Source organism: Pedobacter sp. GR22-6 (assembly GCF_037402555.1).
Classification (GTDB): Bacteria; Bacteroidota; Bacteroidia; order Sphingobacteriales; family Sphingobacteriaceae; genus Pedobacter.
The window spans coordinates 25307-42395 of the sequence record NZ_JBBEUC010000005.1 but is presented as its reverse complement, the minus strand read 5'-3'; the positions used below and the strand labels follow the sequence as shown (position 1 = coordinate 42395).

14 protein-coding genes are annotated in these 17089 nt (G+C 42.5%); 3 read left to right on the top strand and 11 right to left on the bottom strand.

Going from position 1 to position 17089, the window contains the following annotated elements:
* Window positions 1-15: 15 nt before the first annotated feature.
* The 9 genes from WAE59_RS20820 to WAE59_RS20780 form a co-directional block, all read right to left on the bottom strand.
* The gene (locus WAE59_RS20820) at window positions 16-3264 is read right to left on the bottom strand and encodes a SusC/RagA family TonB-linked outer membrane protein (RefSeq protein WP_337857920.1); all 3249 of its coding nucleotides are present in this window, start codon (window positions 3262-3264) and stop codon (window positions 16-18) included.
* A 186-nt stretch (window positions 3265-3450) separates the two neighbouring features.
* Window positions 3451-4413, bottom strand: a complete 963-nt coding sequence (locus WAE59_RS20815) for a FecR family protein (RefSeq protein ID WP_337857919.1) — start codon at window positions 4411-4413, stop codon at window positions 3451-3453.
* A gap of 70 nt (window positions 4414-4483) precedes the next feature.
* Window positions 4484-5083 (bottom strand): RNA polymerase sigma factor, encoded by a 600-nt coding sequence (locus tag WAE59_RS20810; RefSeq protein ID WP_337857918.1) that lies wholly within the window; start codon window positions 5081-5083, stop codon window positions 4484-4486.
* Window positions 5084-5216: 133 nt separating this feature from the next.
* Window positions 5217-6977, bottom strand: a complete 1761-nt coding sequence (locus tag WAE59_RS20805; RefSeq protein WP_337857917.1) for a RagB/SusD family nutrient uptake outer membrane protein — start codon at window positions 6975-6977, stop codon at window positions 5217-5219.
* Entirely contained in the window at window positions 6977-10267 is a 3291-nt protein-coding gene (locus tag WAE59_RS20800) for a SusC/RagA family TonB-linked outer membrane protein (protein WP_337857916.1), read from the bottom strand. The genes WAE59_RS20805 and WAE59_RS20800 overlap by 1 nt, the downstream gene beginning before the upstream one ends.
* A gap of 68 nt (window positions 10268-10335) precedes the next feature.
* Window positions 10336-11259, bottom strand: a complete 924-nt coding sequence (locus WAE59_RS20795) for a FecR family protein (RefSeq protein ID WP_337857915.1) — start codon at window positions 11257-11259, stop codon at window positions 10336-10338.
* Window positions 11260-11328: 69 nt separating this feature from the next.
* A complete protein-coding gene (locus WAE59_RS20790) occupies window positions 11329-11856 on the bottom strand; it encodes an RNA polymerase sigma-70 factor (protein ID WP_337857914.1) in 528 nt (175 codons plus the stop codon).
* Between the two features lie 76 nt (window positions 11857-11932).
* Entirely contained in the window at window positions 11933-12556 is a 624-nt protein-coding gene (locus tag WAE59_RS20785) for an alpha-ketoglutarate-dependent dioxygenase AlkB family protein (protein ID WP_337857913.1), read from the bottom strand.
* A 27-nt stretch (window positions 12557-12583) separates the two neighbouring features.
* Window positions 12584-13414: a methylated-DNA--[protein]-cysteine S-methyltransferase gene (locus tag WAE59_RS20780; RefSeq protein WP_337857912.1), complete on the bottom strand. Its 831-nt coding sequence runs from the start codon at window positions 13412-13414 to the stop codon at window positions 12584-12586.
* A gap of 92 nt (window positions 13415-13506) precedes the next feature.
* On the opposite strand from WAE59_RS20780, the gene WAE59_RS20775 reads away from it, so the two are divergent.
* Together WAE59_RS20775 and WAE59_RS20770 are read left to right on the top strand one after the other, a co-directional pair.
* Window positions 13507-14070 (top strand): thiamine pyrophosphokinase, encoded by a 564-nt coding sequence (locus WAE59_RS20775; RefSeq protein WP_337857911.1) that lies wholly within the window; start codon window positions 13507-13509, stop codon window positions 14068-14070.
* Window positions 14067-14561, top strand: coding sequence for a GNAT family N-acetyltransferase (locus tag WAE59_RS20770; RefSeq protein WP_337857910.1), 495 nt, complete (start codon window positions 14067-14069; stop codon window positions 14559-14561). Before WAE59_RS20775 ends, WAE59_RS20770 begins: the two co-directional genes overlap by 4 nt.
* On the opposite strand, the gene WAE59_RS20765 is transcribed toward WAE59_RS20770, so the two are convergent.
* Entirely contained in the window at window positions 14558-15511 is a 954-nt protein-coding gene (locus WAE59_RS20765; protein ID WP_337857909.1) for a M20/M25/M40 family metallo-hydrolase, read from the bottom strand. The two genes, WAE59_RS20770 and WAE59_RS20765, sit on opposite strands and share 4 nt — an antisense overlap.
* Window positions 15512-15517: 6 nt before the next feature.
* Window positions 15518-16603 carry a DUF4407 domain-containing protein gene (locus WAE59_RS20760; protein WP_337857908.1) on the bottom strand — a complete coding sequence of 362 codons (1086 nt, stop codon included), beginning with the start codon at window positions 16601-16603 and terminating at the stop codon, window positions 15518-15520.
* A gap of 166 nt (window positions 16604-16769) precedes the next feature.
* Here WAE59_RS20760 and WAE59_RS20755 point away from each other — a divergent pair, with 166 nt between their 5' ends.
* Window positions 16770-17087, top strand: coding sequence for a rhodanese-like domain-containing protein (locus WAE59_RS20755; protein WP_337858198.1), 318 nt, complete (start codon window positions 16770-16772; stop codon window positions 17085-17087).
* Window positions 17088-17089: the final 2 nt, after the last annotated feature.

Below are 17089 nucleotides of genomic sequence, written 5' to 3'. Positions count from 1 at the left end.
ATGTTGTTAAATAAACTAGAAACCTAGGCTGAAACCTACTGTCCATGATGTAGTTCTTGGATAAAAGCCTCTGGAATCAATGCCTGTTTCGAAACCAGTGTCTTGTAATTCCGGATCGAGACCGTCATAACCCGTCAGGGTAAGCACATTTCTACCGGAAATGTAAGCTCTCATGTTTCTGATGTAGCTACTGTTGAACTTAAAGTTGTAGCCAAGTGTCAGGTTGTCCAATTTTACGAAATCTCCTTTTTCCAGGTAGTAGTCTGAATAAAGAGGACTCTCTTTCAATTGTGCATGCTTAGTGAAGGCACTGTTGAAGATGTTATTCGGAAGATAACCTTTATTACCGTAGAAGATTTCCTGCAGGTTTAAAATGTCGAATCCGAACTTCCCTCTAAGCAGCAGGCTCAAATCGAAATTCTTGTACCTGAATGTCTGGTTTAAACCAACATTATATTTTGGAACACCATTTCCTAATATTGCCCAGTCATCCTGCGTGATCTGTGCAGCCGGTGCAACAGAGCCATCTGCTTTGTAAAACAACCATCCTCCTGCATCAGAAAAACCTGCAAAGCGTTTACCATAGAAATTTCCGATGGTACCACCTTCATATACGCGGATAGATGGACCCATTGCACCTGGATTCGGGATGTCCCCGAAGTTCAGCCATTGAGCTTTAAATACGTCGTTGGATAATTTGCTCAGCTCATTAAATTGTGAGTTTGCGGTCAAGTCTATGCTCCATTGGAGATCTTTATTGCGAACTGGAGTACCAGAGATTAATATTTCCACGCCATGATTTCTGATAGAACCTACGTTTGTCAATAGATCTGCCCGCACGTAAGAGGGTTGCTGTGCTGCATAATTGAATAAAAGGTCTCTGGTCTCTCTATTATAAACGTCGATCGCACCAGTAATCCTGTTATTAAACAAGGCGTAGTCCAAACCAAAGTTCCATTCTGCCTTGCGCTCCCAGCGTAAATCTGGATTAGGATTTTTACCAGCGCCGTAGGTCTGATAGAATGTACCTTCCTGTGGATAAACCCCTCCTGTTCCCAGCGTAATGAGAGAAAGGTAGTTTCCGATGCCTTGATTTCCAGTTATGCCATATCCGACACGGAGTTTAAGGTTGTTGATCGCCGGAAGCCCTTTCATGAAATTTTCCTCAGTAATTTGCCAGCCCAGGGAAGCAGCAGGGAAATTGCCCCATTTATTATTGATGCCGAATTTGGACGAGCCTTCACGGCGTAAGATAAATTGTGCGAAATACCTGCCTTTGTAGGCATAATTGGCACGGCCGAAGAATGCGATTAAGGTATTGTCTTCTTTGAAACTTGCAATTTCTGGTCTAGGTAATAATGGATTAGTATTGGCAGTACCTGAACCCAAATTCCAATCTAAAAAGGCATCGGTAGTTAAGCCATTGTTGCTGACATTGAAGCGTTCAGTTGTACCATATTGGTAACTATATCCCAATAGTCCGGTTAAGTTATGGTCGTCTGCAATGGTCTTTTTGAAGTTGATCGTCGACTCCAATGTCTTTGTCCAATCCAGAACATTCTCTTTTCTTCCGTAACCGAAACCTCGATAATTGGTTTGTGCACGCTGTTCCCAGTCGTCTTTTGACCGAAACTGTCTGTTATTATAATTGTTCCGAAGATAGGAGCCAAATACAGACACAGATATTTCATCAATTACGTCCAGGGTCATACGGGCATCACCTGAGAAGGTCTGTTGGTTGCGTTCGTTGATCCGGTTGGCAAAACGAGAGAGCGGATTGTATCCATCGTTAATCTCTGTCCAGCCTCCATCTGCCTTTTTTAATGGCATTGTGGGGTTCCAGATTACAGCTTGTTCGAAGTCGCCCCCGCCCCCGCCAAGTAAATTGGCCTTGTTGAAGTTTCCGGCCATATTCATTTGGAAAGACAGCTTATCTTTCAGTCCTTTCTGATTGATGTTTAGCCGGCCGCCAAATTGATTCCTGCTGTTCTCTTTAGCAATACCTTCGAAATCATTTAAGTACAAGGAGGCGCGGTAGTTGGATTTCTCTGTGCCACCTGAAGACGCAAGATTGTGGTATTGGCTCAGGTTCTGTTTGTTGATAAGTTCATCATACAGATCCGTAGATCCACCAAGGTCAACTGCTCGGGGCAATTCGCCCGCAGCCAGTCTGGTTCTCCATTGCTCTGCGGAAAGGAAATCAGGTTTTTTATCTACAAAATCACGTTGGAAATAGGTGTTATAGTCAAACTGTCCTTCTCCTGCTTTGCCTTTTTTGGTGGTAATCAAGATTACCCCTGCATTTCCTCTTGTACCGTAGATAGCAGCGGCTGAACCATCTTTCAATACGTCGATTGACTCGATGTCGTCCTGTTGCAAGAGATCGAGGTTTCCTCCGGGGATACCATCTATAACTATGAGTGGAGTAATGGTACCGGTTAAGGAGGTCACGCCACGAAGTTGAATTGCCGCACTTGAATTGGGATTATTTCCTTGTGTCCTGGTAATGGTTAGACCTGCAACTTTACCTTGAATCAGATCCATCGGTGATCTGGATGCACCTCTGTTGAAATCTTCGGATTTCAACGTAGCGACTGCGGAAGTTACTTCTTTACGCTTCTGTGTACCATAACCTACTACGACTACTTCATCCAGTTTACTGAGTTCATCCTTCATGGTAAAATCGATGGTTACCGATTTTCCTTCTGTAACTATAATCCCTGCTTTACGTTGAGTGGCAAATGAAATATAGCTTACTTCTATTGTATAAGTTCCGGGAGCAACATTTATGCTAAACTTTCCTTCCTCGTCGGCACCGACTGTTCTGTTCAGTTCTACCACTTTGATGCTAGCCCCTACCATAGGCAGGCTCTGCTCGTCCGTCACTTTACCGGTAATTTTCCCCGGCACCTGCATTTTATATAGGGTTACTACACCATTGTTTTCCTGAAAGCCAATGTGGTTGGGGGCCAAGATTGATTTCAATACCGTTTCCAGAGTCTTGTGCTCAAATTGTACGCTGCTTAGCACAATCTGCTCAAGTTTTAGGTTATCTGTAAAAGCAAATTCGATCTTGTTTCTCGACTGTATGCCCTGGATCAGGTCATATAGATTTGTTTTGCTGGAGGCTATATTCAGCCGCCTGTTGAGTAACTGGCCGTTAGACACCCCGGCCCATAATAGCTGCGAGGCCAGAACCGTAACCAGGGTACTGATTAATGTGATGCGCATAAGCTTCTGCAGTAGCAGTAATTTTCGTTTCATTAAATTTTTGTTAAACTCAAAATATGTACGGACAATGCTTTGATTAACCAAGCCGCTTTCATAGCTTTGAGTAGTTAGTAATTGATTCATTTACATTGCTAATGCCGGCAGTTTGTAGCGTCCAAACTCGAAACTGTCGACAAAGAATCATTAGGCGGATTCTATCGAGTTCGCCTAATGTTATTTTTAGTAGATTCTTATCTCATTTGAGCCCTCCTGTTTAAATTTTTTGTTTTGCAGTATGATCATTAGATTTTTTAGCACTTCTTCCTTCCGCTGATTAGAGCGAAGGGTAATGTTGTAAAGGAAGGATTTAACTTTATCGTCGGTCGTGCGGAGATTTACTCCGTACAAATTGAGCATTGCTTGTTTGAGCTCATCGTAACCTGCCTTTTGCAATACTACTTTTCCTGCCGTCCATGCTGTGTGGTTTATGGAATCAATTTTCACTAGCTGGTACAGTTCAGCTTTTTTATCGTAATCCAGTCCCTGGTTTTTTGTAAGCAATGCAAGTTGTTTGTGGCGCTCGTTCACACTCACTTTTCCACGCGTCACACTTACCTTGATCTGACTCAGGTGCGGGTAATTGCGTACATTGAAAGATGTACCCAATACACGCACTTGAAGTTCACTGGCATCTACAATAAATGGACGGAGCGTATCTCTTTTTACCTCGAAATTTGCTTCTCCACTTAGTTGGACCTGGCGGCTTCCCCTGCCATAATTCTTTTTGAGCGTCAGGCTTGAATTTGCATTTAGCCATATCACGGTACTGTCTTGCAACAATATTTTTTTGACCTCCTTAACGCCTGTTTGATAGGTCTTACTCAATATTGCAATTTCCTTTGTGGTCTCGGTCCGGGGTTGAAAATATTGGTAGCTGGCATAGGCACCCATTAGAATGACCACTGATGCTGCCAGCCTTAACCAACTTCTGTTATACCATGTTGTTTTCGGAGTCTGAGGGGCTATTCTTGAGAAAATATTTTCGCGTGTGGTACTGGTTTCCTCTCGTGTACGGATTCCGGGAATGAACAGCTGATCCTCGTCAAAAGATTCATACCAGGTATCTACAATGAGCCGCTCTGCTTCAGTTGCAGTTCCGTTATTGTATTTCTTTAAGAGTTTTTTTAAAAATGATGCTTGCACTATTCTTCGTTTACATAGAGATAGTGCATGTAAAGACTGGAAAGTACTTCAAGAGAAGGTTATCTTACTGTTAAGATAATATTAACAGCGCTAAAACAGTAAAGAATGATTCGTTGAGATCAGGATGCTTGCTGGAGATAATTACTTTAAGGCGCCTTAAAGCCTCTGTACTGTTATTCTTGACCGTCTGTTCGGCGAGGCCAAGGGCTTCAGCAATTTCAGAGATGGTATGATCTTTTGCACGCATCAGAAAAATCTTGCGCATATTTTCCGGAAACCCTTGTACAGCTTCATCCAATGTTTTCTTTACATCAGATGCAGCCATGATGTCGTAGACGCTGCTTTCAATTTCCTCCATTCTGGAAAGCAGGTAAGCGGAAGCTTCTTCGTGGAGATTTTTTCGCTCTATGGATTTGATGATGTTATATTTAAGCGCATTGTGTAGGTATCCCTTGAAAGATGATGTGATTGCTATGCTATGCCGGCGTGTCCAGATATTTGCGAAAATGTCCTGGACCATGTCTTCCGACTCCGACTGGTCTCTTAATCTTTTGTAGGCTTTCTGATAAAGCTCAGGCCAATGACGGTTAAAGAGTTCTTCAAACGCTCTAGGGTGGTCATTTTTCATGCCCTCCAGTAATTTGGAATCTATATCTAACTCAGTATCCATGGATTGATTTGTGCGGCAAAGATATCGCCTTCTTTTACTTATGCAAAATCATCCATGTTAAGTTTTTATAAGCATTTAGCAGAAATTAAAAAGGGGCATTTATCATGCCCCTTGTAGTGTTTTATGGAGGATTTTAGTATCCTGGATTTTGTTTGAATTCTTTTGATACATCCATTGTCGACTGTGGGATTGGGAAAATCCTGCGCTCTGGTTTTGAAGTCGGTTTTGCACTGAAAGGCAGTTCGTATTTACCGAAGCGGATCATTTGGGGTCTCCTAAGAAGTTCCCAATAAGTTTCAAAGGCAATTTCCCTGTACAAATCAGCTTCGGTCAGCGATGTAATCATTCTTCCCGGAGCATTGTTGTGATAAGCTTCCCTAGTTCTGGAAGTACGCAGCAGGTTGATGTCTGCCATCGCCTGTCCGGTTTGTCCTTTTCGGAAATAAGCTTCTGCCCTCATGGTATAAATGGCGCCGAGACGGAACAGCGGAATATCGACATTACTTGTTCCATTACCTTCTTCAGGATCGAATTCATATTTAAATACCCGTGCACCGCGGTTGATCTCGTTCTGAGCAAACACAGCCTGTCTTGGATTACTGAAGTTTAAGGCGGGAGTGAAGTCCATTCTTGTTCCTGTACTCTTTTCCATATAAAGTTCTGAAACCTTGATTCTGCCGTCACTTGTCATTTCAAAGCCTCCGGCTGATGTTAACTTAGGTCCATATTGCGGGCCGAACAGAATTCCGCGAGTGAAATGAAACCAGGGTTGATTGCTCACCGGTACGCGATCAGACGCCGGTACGCTTCCAATGGCGTCATTGGTAAACCATGTTCCGTCTGCATACTGATATTTTCTGGAAAAGCGCGGATCATCATGGTTGCCATCCCAGGTGGCAAAGAATTCCGGACTGATGCAAGCCGCATTAGTTCCTCTATTAAGAGGAGATGCTCTTTGATTTCTTTCTACACATACGTATGCGAAAGAGTTGGAACCATTCCTGATGTAGTCGATTTTTTGTGTAACGACCCAAATTAGTTCCGAACCATTGTTGTTTTTGATGTCGAAGTTCTCGAAATAGTTGCTTTTCAGCTGAAATTTTCCTGAATTAATTAGCAGGGTACTATAGTAGATCACTTTATCCATATCTGTCTCTGTACTATTTACCGCAGGCTCATTGAAATTGAATGTGGCTGCATATCTGTTTTTGAATACCGCGCGATTCAAATACATATTAGTCAACAGACCATAAGCCGCTTCTTTAGTAAAGCGACCGTTGTGTGTCGATTGTTGTCCAAGGCTGGCAAGAGTTGGGATCAATGCCTCAACTTGTTTTATCAACTCGTCGATCTCTGTTGCCGCTTGTTTGATTTCTAAAGGCGCTTTTTCAATTTCCGGGTTACGATAAGGTGCCTGGCCATATAAATCCAGCGTAGTAAAAGTGTAGTAAGCGAGTAGGGCTTTAGCTTCTGCCAGATAAAGTTCTTTCTGCGGGTGAGTACTAGCTCCTACTTCCTTGATGGCTGTCAGAGATCTTGTAATCCCATTGGTCAGGTTGTTCCAATTGTCGGTTACAATCGCATTGTCCGGAGCCCAGGTAAATTCATGCATGGCTCTCCATTTGCCGCCATCTCCCCAGTCACTACCCCTGGTGGGCAGCAAAGCCTCATCAGTAGTATATTCTTGTAGAGAAAAGACACCGCCATGATCTACAAACGTGCCGTCTCCAAGCCTATCGTATGCTGCGGCTATGGCACCTTCCGGACTTGAAGCATTGTTGCCCAACACTTCATCTAATACGACTTCGTCTAATTTTGTGCATCCTGTGAAGCATACTATCGCAAGTAAAATCAGGATATGCTGTAGTTTAAATAATTTGTTCGTCTTCATCATTATAATTTTATGCTGGCACCAAAAAGGAATGTTCTCGCTGTTGGATAGCTGGAGTAATCAATACCCAGCGACTGATTGCCCCCGCTGGCTTTAGGGCTGTTGATCAATGGGTCGTAACCGGTATAGTCAGTGATGGTCAGTAGGTTTTGACCGGTTACATATAGGTTCAAGTTCTGCAACCAGTTCCAGCCTTTGATTTTGAAGTTGTAACCTAAACGTGCTGAATTCAATCGGATGAAATCTGATTTCTCGAGGAAAAGCGTTGAGATCTGTGGAGCATTGGCAGAGTTTGCACCTGATTCATAATAACCCGTAGCTACGTTTCGATCGGAAGCCAAATTGTTGATGTTTAAGGCATTCAATCCTGTATTGTTCACGAGGTACGCTCCGGTCTGACCAATAATGGAGAAGGAGAAGTCAAAGCTTTTGTAAGACATCTGACTGTTAAAACCATAACTGAACTTCGGCAAGGCACTTTCAAAGATTTTTCGGTCTTTATTGTCAATCACACCATCTGAATTTTGATCCTTAAAAATATTTCCGCCTTTTTCATCAAAGCCGATATGCTCGGGGAGATAGAATGATCCTGCGGAATAGCCAGATTTATATATGTTGGCTAATACGCCAGACTGTCCCGGACCGGAGATTGCGCCAGATAAAACCTCTGACATCGGAAGATTTTTGATTTTATTATTCAATGTTGCACCATTGACATCTACTGACCAGTTGAAGTTTTGATTGCTGATTACTCTGGAACCCAACATAAACTCAAGTCCTTTGTTGACAATCTCACCATCAATATTTACCCATACCGTAGGTGTCGGGCTCAAAACTGGGGCAGTCATGTTTAAAATTGCGTCCGTTGTCGTTTTGTTGAAATAATCTAACGTACCGTAAAACTTCCCTTTCCAGAGTTCGAAGTCAAGGCCGATATTGTATTGCGTTACTACTTCCCATTTCAAGTCAGGGTTGGGAGTTCTGGTTACTGAAATACCATTAACAAGGTTTAGATCGCTATTCAAGTAATATCCATCAGCAGGGGATAATGCATAGCTTGCCTTGGTGAGTTTGTTTTGTACCTCTTGGTTTCCTGTTTGTCCCCAGCTGGCCCTAAGTTTCAACTCAGTCAGTTGAGGGATCTGCTGCATGAATGATTCTTGAGCCACATTCCAGCCTGCTGCGAAGGATGGGAAATAACCATATTTGTTATTGTCTCCAAAACGCGTAGATCCATCCGCTCTCAATGAAGCGGTAAATAGATACTTATTATTGAAGGAATAATTCACTCTGGAAAAGAACGACTGTAGTTCATTCTCCTGTGCAAATCCAGATACTCCAAATTGTATCCCAGAAAACGCAGGGTTGTTTTCAGGCAAAACGGGCAATGTAACAGGTCCTTTTAAACTTAATTGATCCATTGCAAAGCTATTGCCGGAACGTTCAAATTTTTGATAAGAGAAACCGCCCAATACTTCTAGTTTGTGTTTGTCCTGCAATAGGTTGTAAGTAAGATAGTGCTCCATCAAAGTACTCTTGGAGTCTAAATTGTACTGTACATAACGCCCGTTAGGGTTTCTATCGGTCACATTTGGAAATATCGTAGTATTTCTCTCTGCGACAGATCTGTCCAGACCTAAGTTTAATTTATATTCTAAGCCTTTTACAAGTCTGAAAGAAAGGTCTGTATTTCCCAGTATCCTTGTAGTGCGGGTTCTGTCCTTATAGATACTCAACAAATAAGCAGGGTTATAGTGGGCGTTCATGTTGAAGTTGGTGTATTTTCCATCTTCTGCAAATACATTTCTTGTAGGATTCGCCATGAGGGTATGGATGATCAGTTGACCATCGGAACCTCCATCATCACTGGTAGGGACACCGTCGTCTTTAGTTTCACTAGCTGTCAAATTGATTCCAATCTTCAGGCGTTGGTCATCCAAGAATGATTCCGCGCCATTGATCCTGGCGGAAGTACGTCTGAAATTGCTGTTTTTCACGATACCTTCCTGGTCCATCTGCGCAGCTGAGGCATAGTAGTTCCCTGAACTGGTTTGTTTAGAGAAGGATAAGGAATTGTTCCTTGTCACTGCTTGTCTGTAGATTACGTCCTGCCAGTCGGTATTACCTCCATGATCGAAAGCCGGATCTTTAATGGCCTTTCTATATTCGTCGGCCGACAATACATCCAATTTATGTGCTACAGTAGAAAGACCGAGGTAAGAATCGAGGGAAAAAGTGCCTTCTCCTTTTTTGCCTTTCTTAGTGGTTACAATCACTACACCATTTGATCCGCGGGCACCGTAAATCGCTGCTGCAGATGCATCCTTCAACACAGAGATGGATTCAATATCTGAGGTGTTGAGGAAGTTCAATGGATTTTTGGCTTTTGATGATCCAAAACCCACGTTTTGCCCTGTTGGACTTACATCATCATTTGTCAGTGGAACTCCGTCTACCACAAACAAAGGTGTACTCCCACTTCTGATGGAACCCACACCACGAATGGAGACATCAACGCCACCACCCGGTTCACCAGAGGCTCCAACAACCCTTACTCCGGCTACCTTTCCTTGTAAAAGATTATCTGCGGAGACAACCACTCCCTGTCTGAAATTCTTTTCATCCAGTTGAGCTACCGATCCTGTTACATCTTTTTTGGTTTGTTTTCCATATCCAACGACCAGTACTTCGCCCAGACTGGAAGCGTCTGATTCCAATTGGATATTTAACATGTTGCTGTTCACAACTACCTGCTTGTTTTTATAGCCGATGAAGGAGATTTCCAAGGTCTTACCTCTTGCAATTTTGATTTCAAACCTTCCTCCCGCATCTGTCGTGACACCGTTTTTTGTGCCGCTTTCTTTTACTGTAGCACCGGGAAGTGGATCGCCATTTTCGTCAAGGACTTTTCCTTTAACGATTTCCTGAGCCTTCATTGGAGCTTCAGGTTTTTTTTCCCGGATAGTTTTACTCACCAGTACCAGGTTGTTGACAATGCTATAGGAGAAGTCAGCCTGATCTGCCAGGTTTTTTAGTATAGCTTTAAAGGGCTTAATGTAAGCAATGTGGTATTGCTTCTGATCTGAGATAATGGCCTCGCTATAGCTAAACTTGTAGTTGGTCTGTTTGCTAAGCTGCGAGAAAATGTTGACTAGTGTGCCGCTGATGATGCTGTTTTTTCCAATAATGTGTTCTGGCGCTTTTACTTTGGCAAAGCTGGTCTGCGTCAACAAGCAGACGATCATCAGTAAACTGATGCTTTTAAATTTTAAATTGGTATATTTATCGTACATATTTGAGTTATTAATTTGTATTGATACTTAATCATTGGCCGCGGTTGTCTTCAGCAACTGCGGTTTTTTTATTGTGTTACAGTTACGGTTTCGTCATGTGTCCTGAATTTTAAGTGTGTGATGTAATTGATTTGATCTAGAATATTTTGAAGGCTTAAGCCGCCCTTAATGTATATCGTCATTTTGCCGTCGAGAATTTCGTCTTGAGCGGTTTCAAATGACACACCATATCTGTAAGTCAGTAGTCTGAGGACCTTAGCTACGGTAACATTGGATAGTTCTACGTCTCTCTGGTACCAGTTGCCCAAAAATGTGCGGTTTACGCTTTGTTTTTTAAGGCCCGAAAAATTGTAAAGTGCCTCTTCTTCCGGAAGCAGATCTACGCTTTCCTGCTCAGAGGAGACATTTACTTTTCCGGTTACTACAGTCACGCGGCATTCTTTATTTTGGAGACTGATGTGAAAGGAGGTACCCAGTACTTTAGTCCTGATCTGATTTGAGGTAATAACGAATGGATGCTCCGGATCTCTGTTTACTTTAAAAAATGCATCTCCTTTTACCAGGGTTACTGATCGTTCTGCGTCATCAAATCGGCTAGGGTATTTAAAGGTTGAATTGGCTGCCAAATAAATCATACTGCCATCTGCAAGCTTGATCGAATCTGCTCTGGATTCTGTGCTGAAAGTCAAAGATTCAGCCGAACTCGTTTGAGAATTGAGTACGATCCCAATGGTCAATAGTACGACCATACTCGCAGCAATGGCATACTTGTAGAAATGAGCTAATGGTTTCTTCAGTACTTCAGGTCTGATATTTTGATATATATATTCAGATATCCCCTCTTTCTTGCCCATAGTCGCTTCATTCCATGTAGCGGCGTCAAATTCCTGCTTAATGAAATTGTCCAGCAGTATCTGCTCTTGTTCCGAGATTCTTTTTTCTTCACTCTTTGCTATCAGTTCCCGGAGCTGATGTCTGTCTTTGTCTGCCATTGTACTTTTTATTCGGGTATAAGTACCGAGGAGGGCTAAAAAGTACTATCGGAAGTTGTTATGGAATGATTAAAGTATTGTTAAGCTGAGCAGGAGGATCAGCAAAAACAAAGAAAGCTCCCCAGCCTCATAGCGGAGTTGCTTTAGTGCATTGGAAATTTGGTTTTTGACAGTTTGTGGCGAGAGGTTGAGTTTAACGGCAATTTGCTCGATATCCATTTGTTCCAGTTTACTCATGATCAGGATTTCTTTCCTTTTTTCAGGTAGATTTTCCAGCAAGTTGTAGAGTTGTACTATCCGTTCGTTTTCCGCTTCGGAGGAAATTTCAGCCTGATAATCATCAAATCTTTCGTCGAGGGGAGTAGTGTCGAAGCGCTGATTTCTGTAGGCCTTGAAAACCTGGTTTTTAGCCGCACGAAATAAATAGTTTTCGATGGAGTTGATGTGGAGCTTGTCCTGTCTTTCCCAAAGATCTGTAAAAACATCCTGAACAATGTTTTGAGAAAGATGACCGTCGCGGGTCATTTTAAAACAGAAAGCGTATAGTTTTTCCCAATGCTGAATGTATAGCTGCTCAAAGTCTTTAAGATCTTTCATTTCAGGGATATCATTTCTCCGGGACAAATTACGGGAGAAAAGATGTGCTGAAGTTTACTGGAAGGTTATCATTAAATTAAATTCCTTTACCATTCTCAACAATTGTCCTGAAGGTCAGGTTGACCCGCGCTGTCCGGACAATCTTGGTCGGAGGCAAACGGTGTTGCCAGTATTGCTGAGTCAAGCCGCTCATGACCAATAAGCTACCGTGTTCCAGGGTCAAAGATATTTTTTGCTTGTTATCTTTATGTCTGAAAGCAAATTTCCGTTCTGCGCCGAAAGAGAATGAGGCGATAGCACCGTTTTTCTTTAGGTCTTTTTCCCCGTCGCTATGCCAGGCCATTCCCTCAGACCCATCATGATAGAGATTTAAAAGACAGGAGTTGTAGCTGTGACCAGAATGTTCTTGCGCAAGTTTTTTCAGCTCAAGCAATGCTTCAGTCCAGGGCAAAGCGGTCTTAGTCGTATTGGAGTAAGTGTACTGAAAAGGCTCGTCGCCATACCAGGCTACCTTTCTTTTCGTTAGGATGGTCTTCCCAAAGATGACGGCTTTGTCATTTTCCCAGTCAATTTTATTTAGCAGGGTATTTAAGTAGACATTCGCTTTTTCACTGCTTAAGATTCTTCCGTAATAATTGACAATACCGTCCACAGGTAACAAATTAACTTCCGGAACGGGATGTGGGTTGAATAAATCCATAATAAATGCTACTTTGAAATGGAAAAATCAGTTTTTGCACATTCCCAGCCAATGATTGCCGTTTTTCTCGTAGCCCCACATATAACCGCCGAAATTTCCCGTCGATTGGATTACACGGTGACATGGGATCAGGAATGCAATTGGGTTACTTCCGATGGCTGTGCCTACAGCCCGGGATGCTTTTGGACTATCAATTTGCTGTGCTATGCTTCCGTAGGTAGATAACTGTCCCATTGGTATCTTCAGCAGCGTCTCCCAAACCTTCAATTGAAAATCTGTTCCTTTAAGGTGGAGTTTGATTTCCGGCATTTTTGTCCAGTCATTTTGGAAAATCTGTAAAGCGGATTGTTGCAATTGGTCTTGTTCCTGCTTAAAAGATGCATTGGGAAATTTCGTTTTCATTAATTCAACACCGGTCACTTCGTCTTCTAAAAAGGCCATCCAGCATACTCCTTTGGTCGTAGAGGCGACAATTAGTTTTCCGAATGGGCTTTCAGCTATGCTATAATTGATATGTAGGTTTTTTCCCCCATTTTTATAATCTGCAGGACTCATTCCTTCTATACGTACAAAAAGGTCATGGAGCCTGCTGCTCCCTGACAAGCCGGTTTCATGAGCGGCTTCTAAAAGTGTTGCATTTTCCTGTAACAGTTTTTTGGCATGCGCTATACTGATGTACTGAAGGAACTTTTTGGGACTTAGCCCTGCCCATTCGTGGAACAACCGTTGAAAATGGAAAGGACTAAGGTGCACTTCTTCGGCAATGTCGTATAAACCGGGCTGCTTACGGAAATTATTGACGATGTAGTCTATCGCTTCTGCAATCCGGGTGTAATTAAGGTCTTTCTGGCGTTCCATGTTTTGGATAATAATAAACAAATATCCTAAGTATTTTCTCCAGACACAATCCGAATCTTGCTATCTTGATTTCCTTTGGTCATATTTGTGCTATGTCGTCACACCATATCGTTCGTGAAAAACAAGAGCCAGCATTGTATATCCATCATCTTGGGGCTTTTGATGAAGAATACCTTGGGCAGCTACTGGAGTGGAGCCCGACGCTGATTATCAATGCTTCAGATTATGAAAAGGTGATCAGCCTGGGATTAAAGGTCGATGCAGTCGTGAGTGCTGAAGATCAGATTTTTTTCCAGGAGAACACCAAAGTGATCCAGGCAGAAGGTGAGCTTCTTGATGCAGTACTAGACCATTTAATCGCTGAAAAATATCCTGCTGTTAATGTAATCGATCTCAAAAGTAATCTCCGGGAGTTAGGTAGTTATGTCGGGTCTATTAATATTGTTGTATTCACGGAAAAAGAAAAGGCTTATGCAATCCGCTCCGGCTTCAAGATCTGGAAACCAAGAGGTAGCATATTTTATATTGAGGTTGTCTCCTACTTTGAAGCAAGCAATTTGATGCAGAAAGAGAATGCGCAATTTGAAGTGGTCGAAGATGGATTTGTGACCTTCAGTTTTGATACCCCATTTTTATTTATCAGCGAACAGTTATGATCATATTAAGAAAAGCCAAAGAAGAAGACATCAGCATTATTCAGGATCTTGCGGGACGTACCTGGAGAATCACTTATGCCGAATACCTGTCTGTTGAGCAGATTGATTATATGTTGCACAAAATGTATAATAAAGGTGAACTACTTTCACAAATGCAGGGTGGACACCATTTCCTGATTGCAGGTGCAGAGCAGACCGATCTGGGCTTTGCCGGCTTCTCTGTCATCGATGCGGAAACGCGGACATACAAACTACACAAGCTATATGTACTTTCTGAAGCGCATGGCAAGGGGGTAGGAAAGCTACTGATCAATGAGGTAATCAATCTGATAAAAAAAGAAGGCGGTACGGCGATCCAACTCAATGTCAACCGGAACAATAAGGCTGCGGACTTTTATAAAAAGGCGGGCTTTGAAATTAAAGAAACCGTAGACCTTGATATCGGCAACGGTTTCTTTATGAATGATTATGTAATGGAGATGACCCTCTAATTTTCTACCAGACGAGGTATCCTGCTTGGTGTGTCGGTACCTTTCACAATGCTGATCGCACTTTTGGCAATTGCCTTAATGGTCGCCAGGATATTTTCTGTATCCAGGGTGCTATACTCATCTTTTACGGTATGATAGTATGGATCTTTATCGATCTGGTCAGTGCTGATGGTATGTGCAGGAACACCTAGTGCAGCCAGTGTGGCATTGTCGCTCCTATAGAAAAGGTTTTGACTGGGGTAAGGGTCCGGATGAAAAGTGAATTCTGTGCCTTCCAGGTTTTTTTGAAGAATTTTTCCAAAATCAGATTTATCAAATCCGGTAATAAAGGCAGCATTTTTTCCAAATTTGCTTTCCTTACCGATCATTTCGATGTTAAACATCGCCACTACATCGTCCGGGTTTAGTTTTTTGGAAAAATATTTGGCCCCAAATCCACCGATTTCCTCTGCAGTAAAGGCAACGAAAATCAGCGTGCGCTCATTGTTGTTTAGCGCCTTATAATACTTAGCCAATGCGATCATTGCCGTTACACCAGAGGCATCGTCATCGGCGCCATTAGCGATGCTGTCCTGTGCATTTCCTTTCACAATACCGAGGTGGTCGTAATGTCCGGAGAAAACCACAATTTCTTTAGCCTTTGATTTCCCCGGGATCATACCGGCAACATTGAACAATGGCCTTTGGTCGCTTTCATTTTTGGTAAAGTTCTGCCTGTAACCACTTTCTCCGGCTAGCGGCATTAAGCCGATTGCTTTAAACTCTGATTCAATAAATGAAGCTGCTTTATCAATGCCCTCAGTGTAAGTACCACGTCCCTGCATTTCGTCGCTGCTCAGTGTTTTGATCAGCCGGTCTGCATAATCTTTTGTAATGATCTGGTTGATATCCTGCGCAAGGGCTTGTTGTCCTGTAAAGGCGAGGAATAAGAGATAGATGAGTTTGTTCATAAATATTTAAGTAGTTTTCAGTTGATGCTTTCTTTTTTCGATTGCAGAGGAGACACGGGTGTCATGTACCCCATCGATCACCTCTATTTCGTAATCCTTGTCCTTATCCGATTCATGGATTTGTGCTGTCTCTATATTTTCTACCGAGCGGTCATAAGGGCCTCTGCTGCTCATTAGTTTTACAAACACCGGGAGGCATTCAAAAAAGATGAACAATAAGCCGATAAAGGCCACCGCCAAAGCGGTGTTGGGATCTCTCTCTCCTTTGGTGTTGAATCCGAGCTGTCCCAGTGCCCAGTTGCGGTCTGCAAATCCTGCGATGTTAGTCAAACTGTCGAGTTGCTTTGTGGTATATAATTTCTCGGTCATCAATCCATCGAATTGTTTCCGGTTATCCACAAAACCTTCCAATTTTCTGACCGCTGAGGAGAGGGTGTCTAAGTTCTGCTCTCTTTGTTTTAATTCTGCTTCCTTTCGTTTGGCATAAGGGCCATAGCCCATAATGCCTGAAGTTTCTGTAGTCTTGTTTCCGAAGATCTCAAAGTTGAGCTTCTGACGCTCTTCTTTAATGGCACTCTGCATAGAATCACGCTGAGCTTTTGTCTCGTTCAGCTTGCTGAGTTCTATTTTATACTTGTTGTCGAAGGCCGCGTTCAGCGTATCGATCCGAGAGCGCTGATTGTTGAGGTAGCTGATCTTCAAACGGTCTTTGATCTCTTTGTCAAATATCTTCAACTCCAGGGGGCGGGAGATGACAATCCCGATCATAATGGCCAGCAGTATCCTGGGTGTAGCTTGCAAAATCTGCTTATTGGTAGAAGCGCTTTTGTTGATACTGGATACAATGTATCTGTCCATATTGAAAATGGCAAGCCCCCAGATCAGTCCGAATAATACCGCAAATGCAGCAGCCATCGCATCACCCTTGAAAACGAAATACATAGCGTATCCACCTGATAGTGCAGCAAAAAGGCCAGTGAAAAATATAGTGGCACCGATGCCGATATATTTATTGTGCTCTGTAGGATGTTTTTCCAGTGTGGAAATATGAGCCCCTGAGCAAAACCAGAAAAAACGAGATAAAGAATTCATGATATAATAACCAAAGTTAGCAAAGAATACTATTTAAACGCCCGGAGCATTAAGTTGTTACAGAATTAATACCGCCACTCACAACTTATATCTTCAGACTCAGTAGTTATACTTGTTACTTAAGACTTCTTACTAATTTGTATCTTTGAGAAATTTAAACGACATGATTAAAGAAATAACTGTAGAAGAACTCAAAGAAAAGCTGGACAATAAAGAAGATTTTCAACTGATCGACGTCAGGGAAACCTTTGAATATGAAACTTCGAACCTTGATGGAATCAATATTCCCTTAGGTGGCATTTTAATTGAATCGGATCAGATCGCAACAGACAAGCCCGTAATCATTCATTGCAGAAGCGGCAAAAGAAGCGCTGCTGCGGTAATGCAGTTGGAGCAACAATTGGGACTAACCAATCTTTACAACCTGAAAGGTGGTATCCTGGCTTGGCAGGAAGCTTTCGATCCGGATATGCAAGTTTATTAAGC

Coding starts and splice junctions, on each gene's coding strand:
- WAE59_RS20820 (WP_337857920.1), bottom strand. CDS start 3,264: ATGAAACGAAAATTACTGCTACTGCAGAAGCTTATGCGCATCACATTA.
- WAE59_RS20810 (WP_337857918.1), bottom strand. CDS start 5,083: ATGGATACTGAGTTAGATATAGATTCCAAATTACTGGAGGGCATGAAA.
- WAE59_RS20805 (WP_337857917.1), bottom strand. CDS start 6,977: ATGATGAAGACGAACAAATTATTTAAACTACAGCATATCCTGATTTTA.
- WAE59_RS20800 (WP_337857916.1), bottom strand. CDS start 10,267: ATGTACGATAAATATACCAATTTAAAATTTAAAAGCATCAGTTTACTG.
- WAE59_RS20795 (WP_337857915.1), bottom strand. CDS start 11,259: ATGGCAGACAAAGACAGACATCAGCTCCGGGAACTGATAGCAAAGAGT.
- WAE59_RS20790 (WP_337857914.1), bottom strand. CDS start 11,856: ATGAAAGATCTTAAAGACTTTGAGCAGCTATACATTCAGCATTGGGAA.
- WAE59_RS20785 (WP_337857913.1), bottom strand. CDS start 12,556: ATGGATTTATTCAACCCACATCCCGTTCCGGAAGTTAATTTGTTACCT.
- WAE59_RS20780 (WP_337857912.1), bottom strand. CDS start 13,414: ATGGAACGCCAGAAAGACCTTAATTACACCCGGATTGCAGAAGCGATA.
- WAE59_RS20775 (WP_337857911.1), top strand. CDS start 13,507: ATGTCGTCACACCATATCGTTCGTGAAAAACAAGAGCCAGCATTGTAT.
- WAE59_RS20770 (WP_337857910.1), top strand. CDS start 14,067: ATGATCATATTAAGAAAAGCCAAAGAAGAAGACATCAGCATTATTCAG.
- WAE59_RS20765 (WP_337857909.1), bottom strand. CDS start 15,511: ATGAACAAACTCATCTATCTCTTATTCCTCGCCTTTACAGGACAACAA.
- WAE59_RS20760 (WP_337857908.1), bottom strand. CDS start 16,603: ATGAATTCTTTATCTCGTTTTTTCTGGTTTTGCTCAGGGGCTCATATT.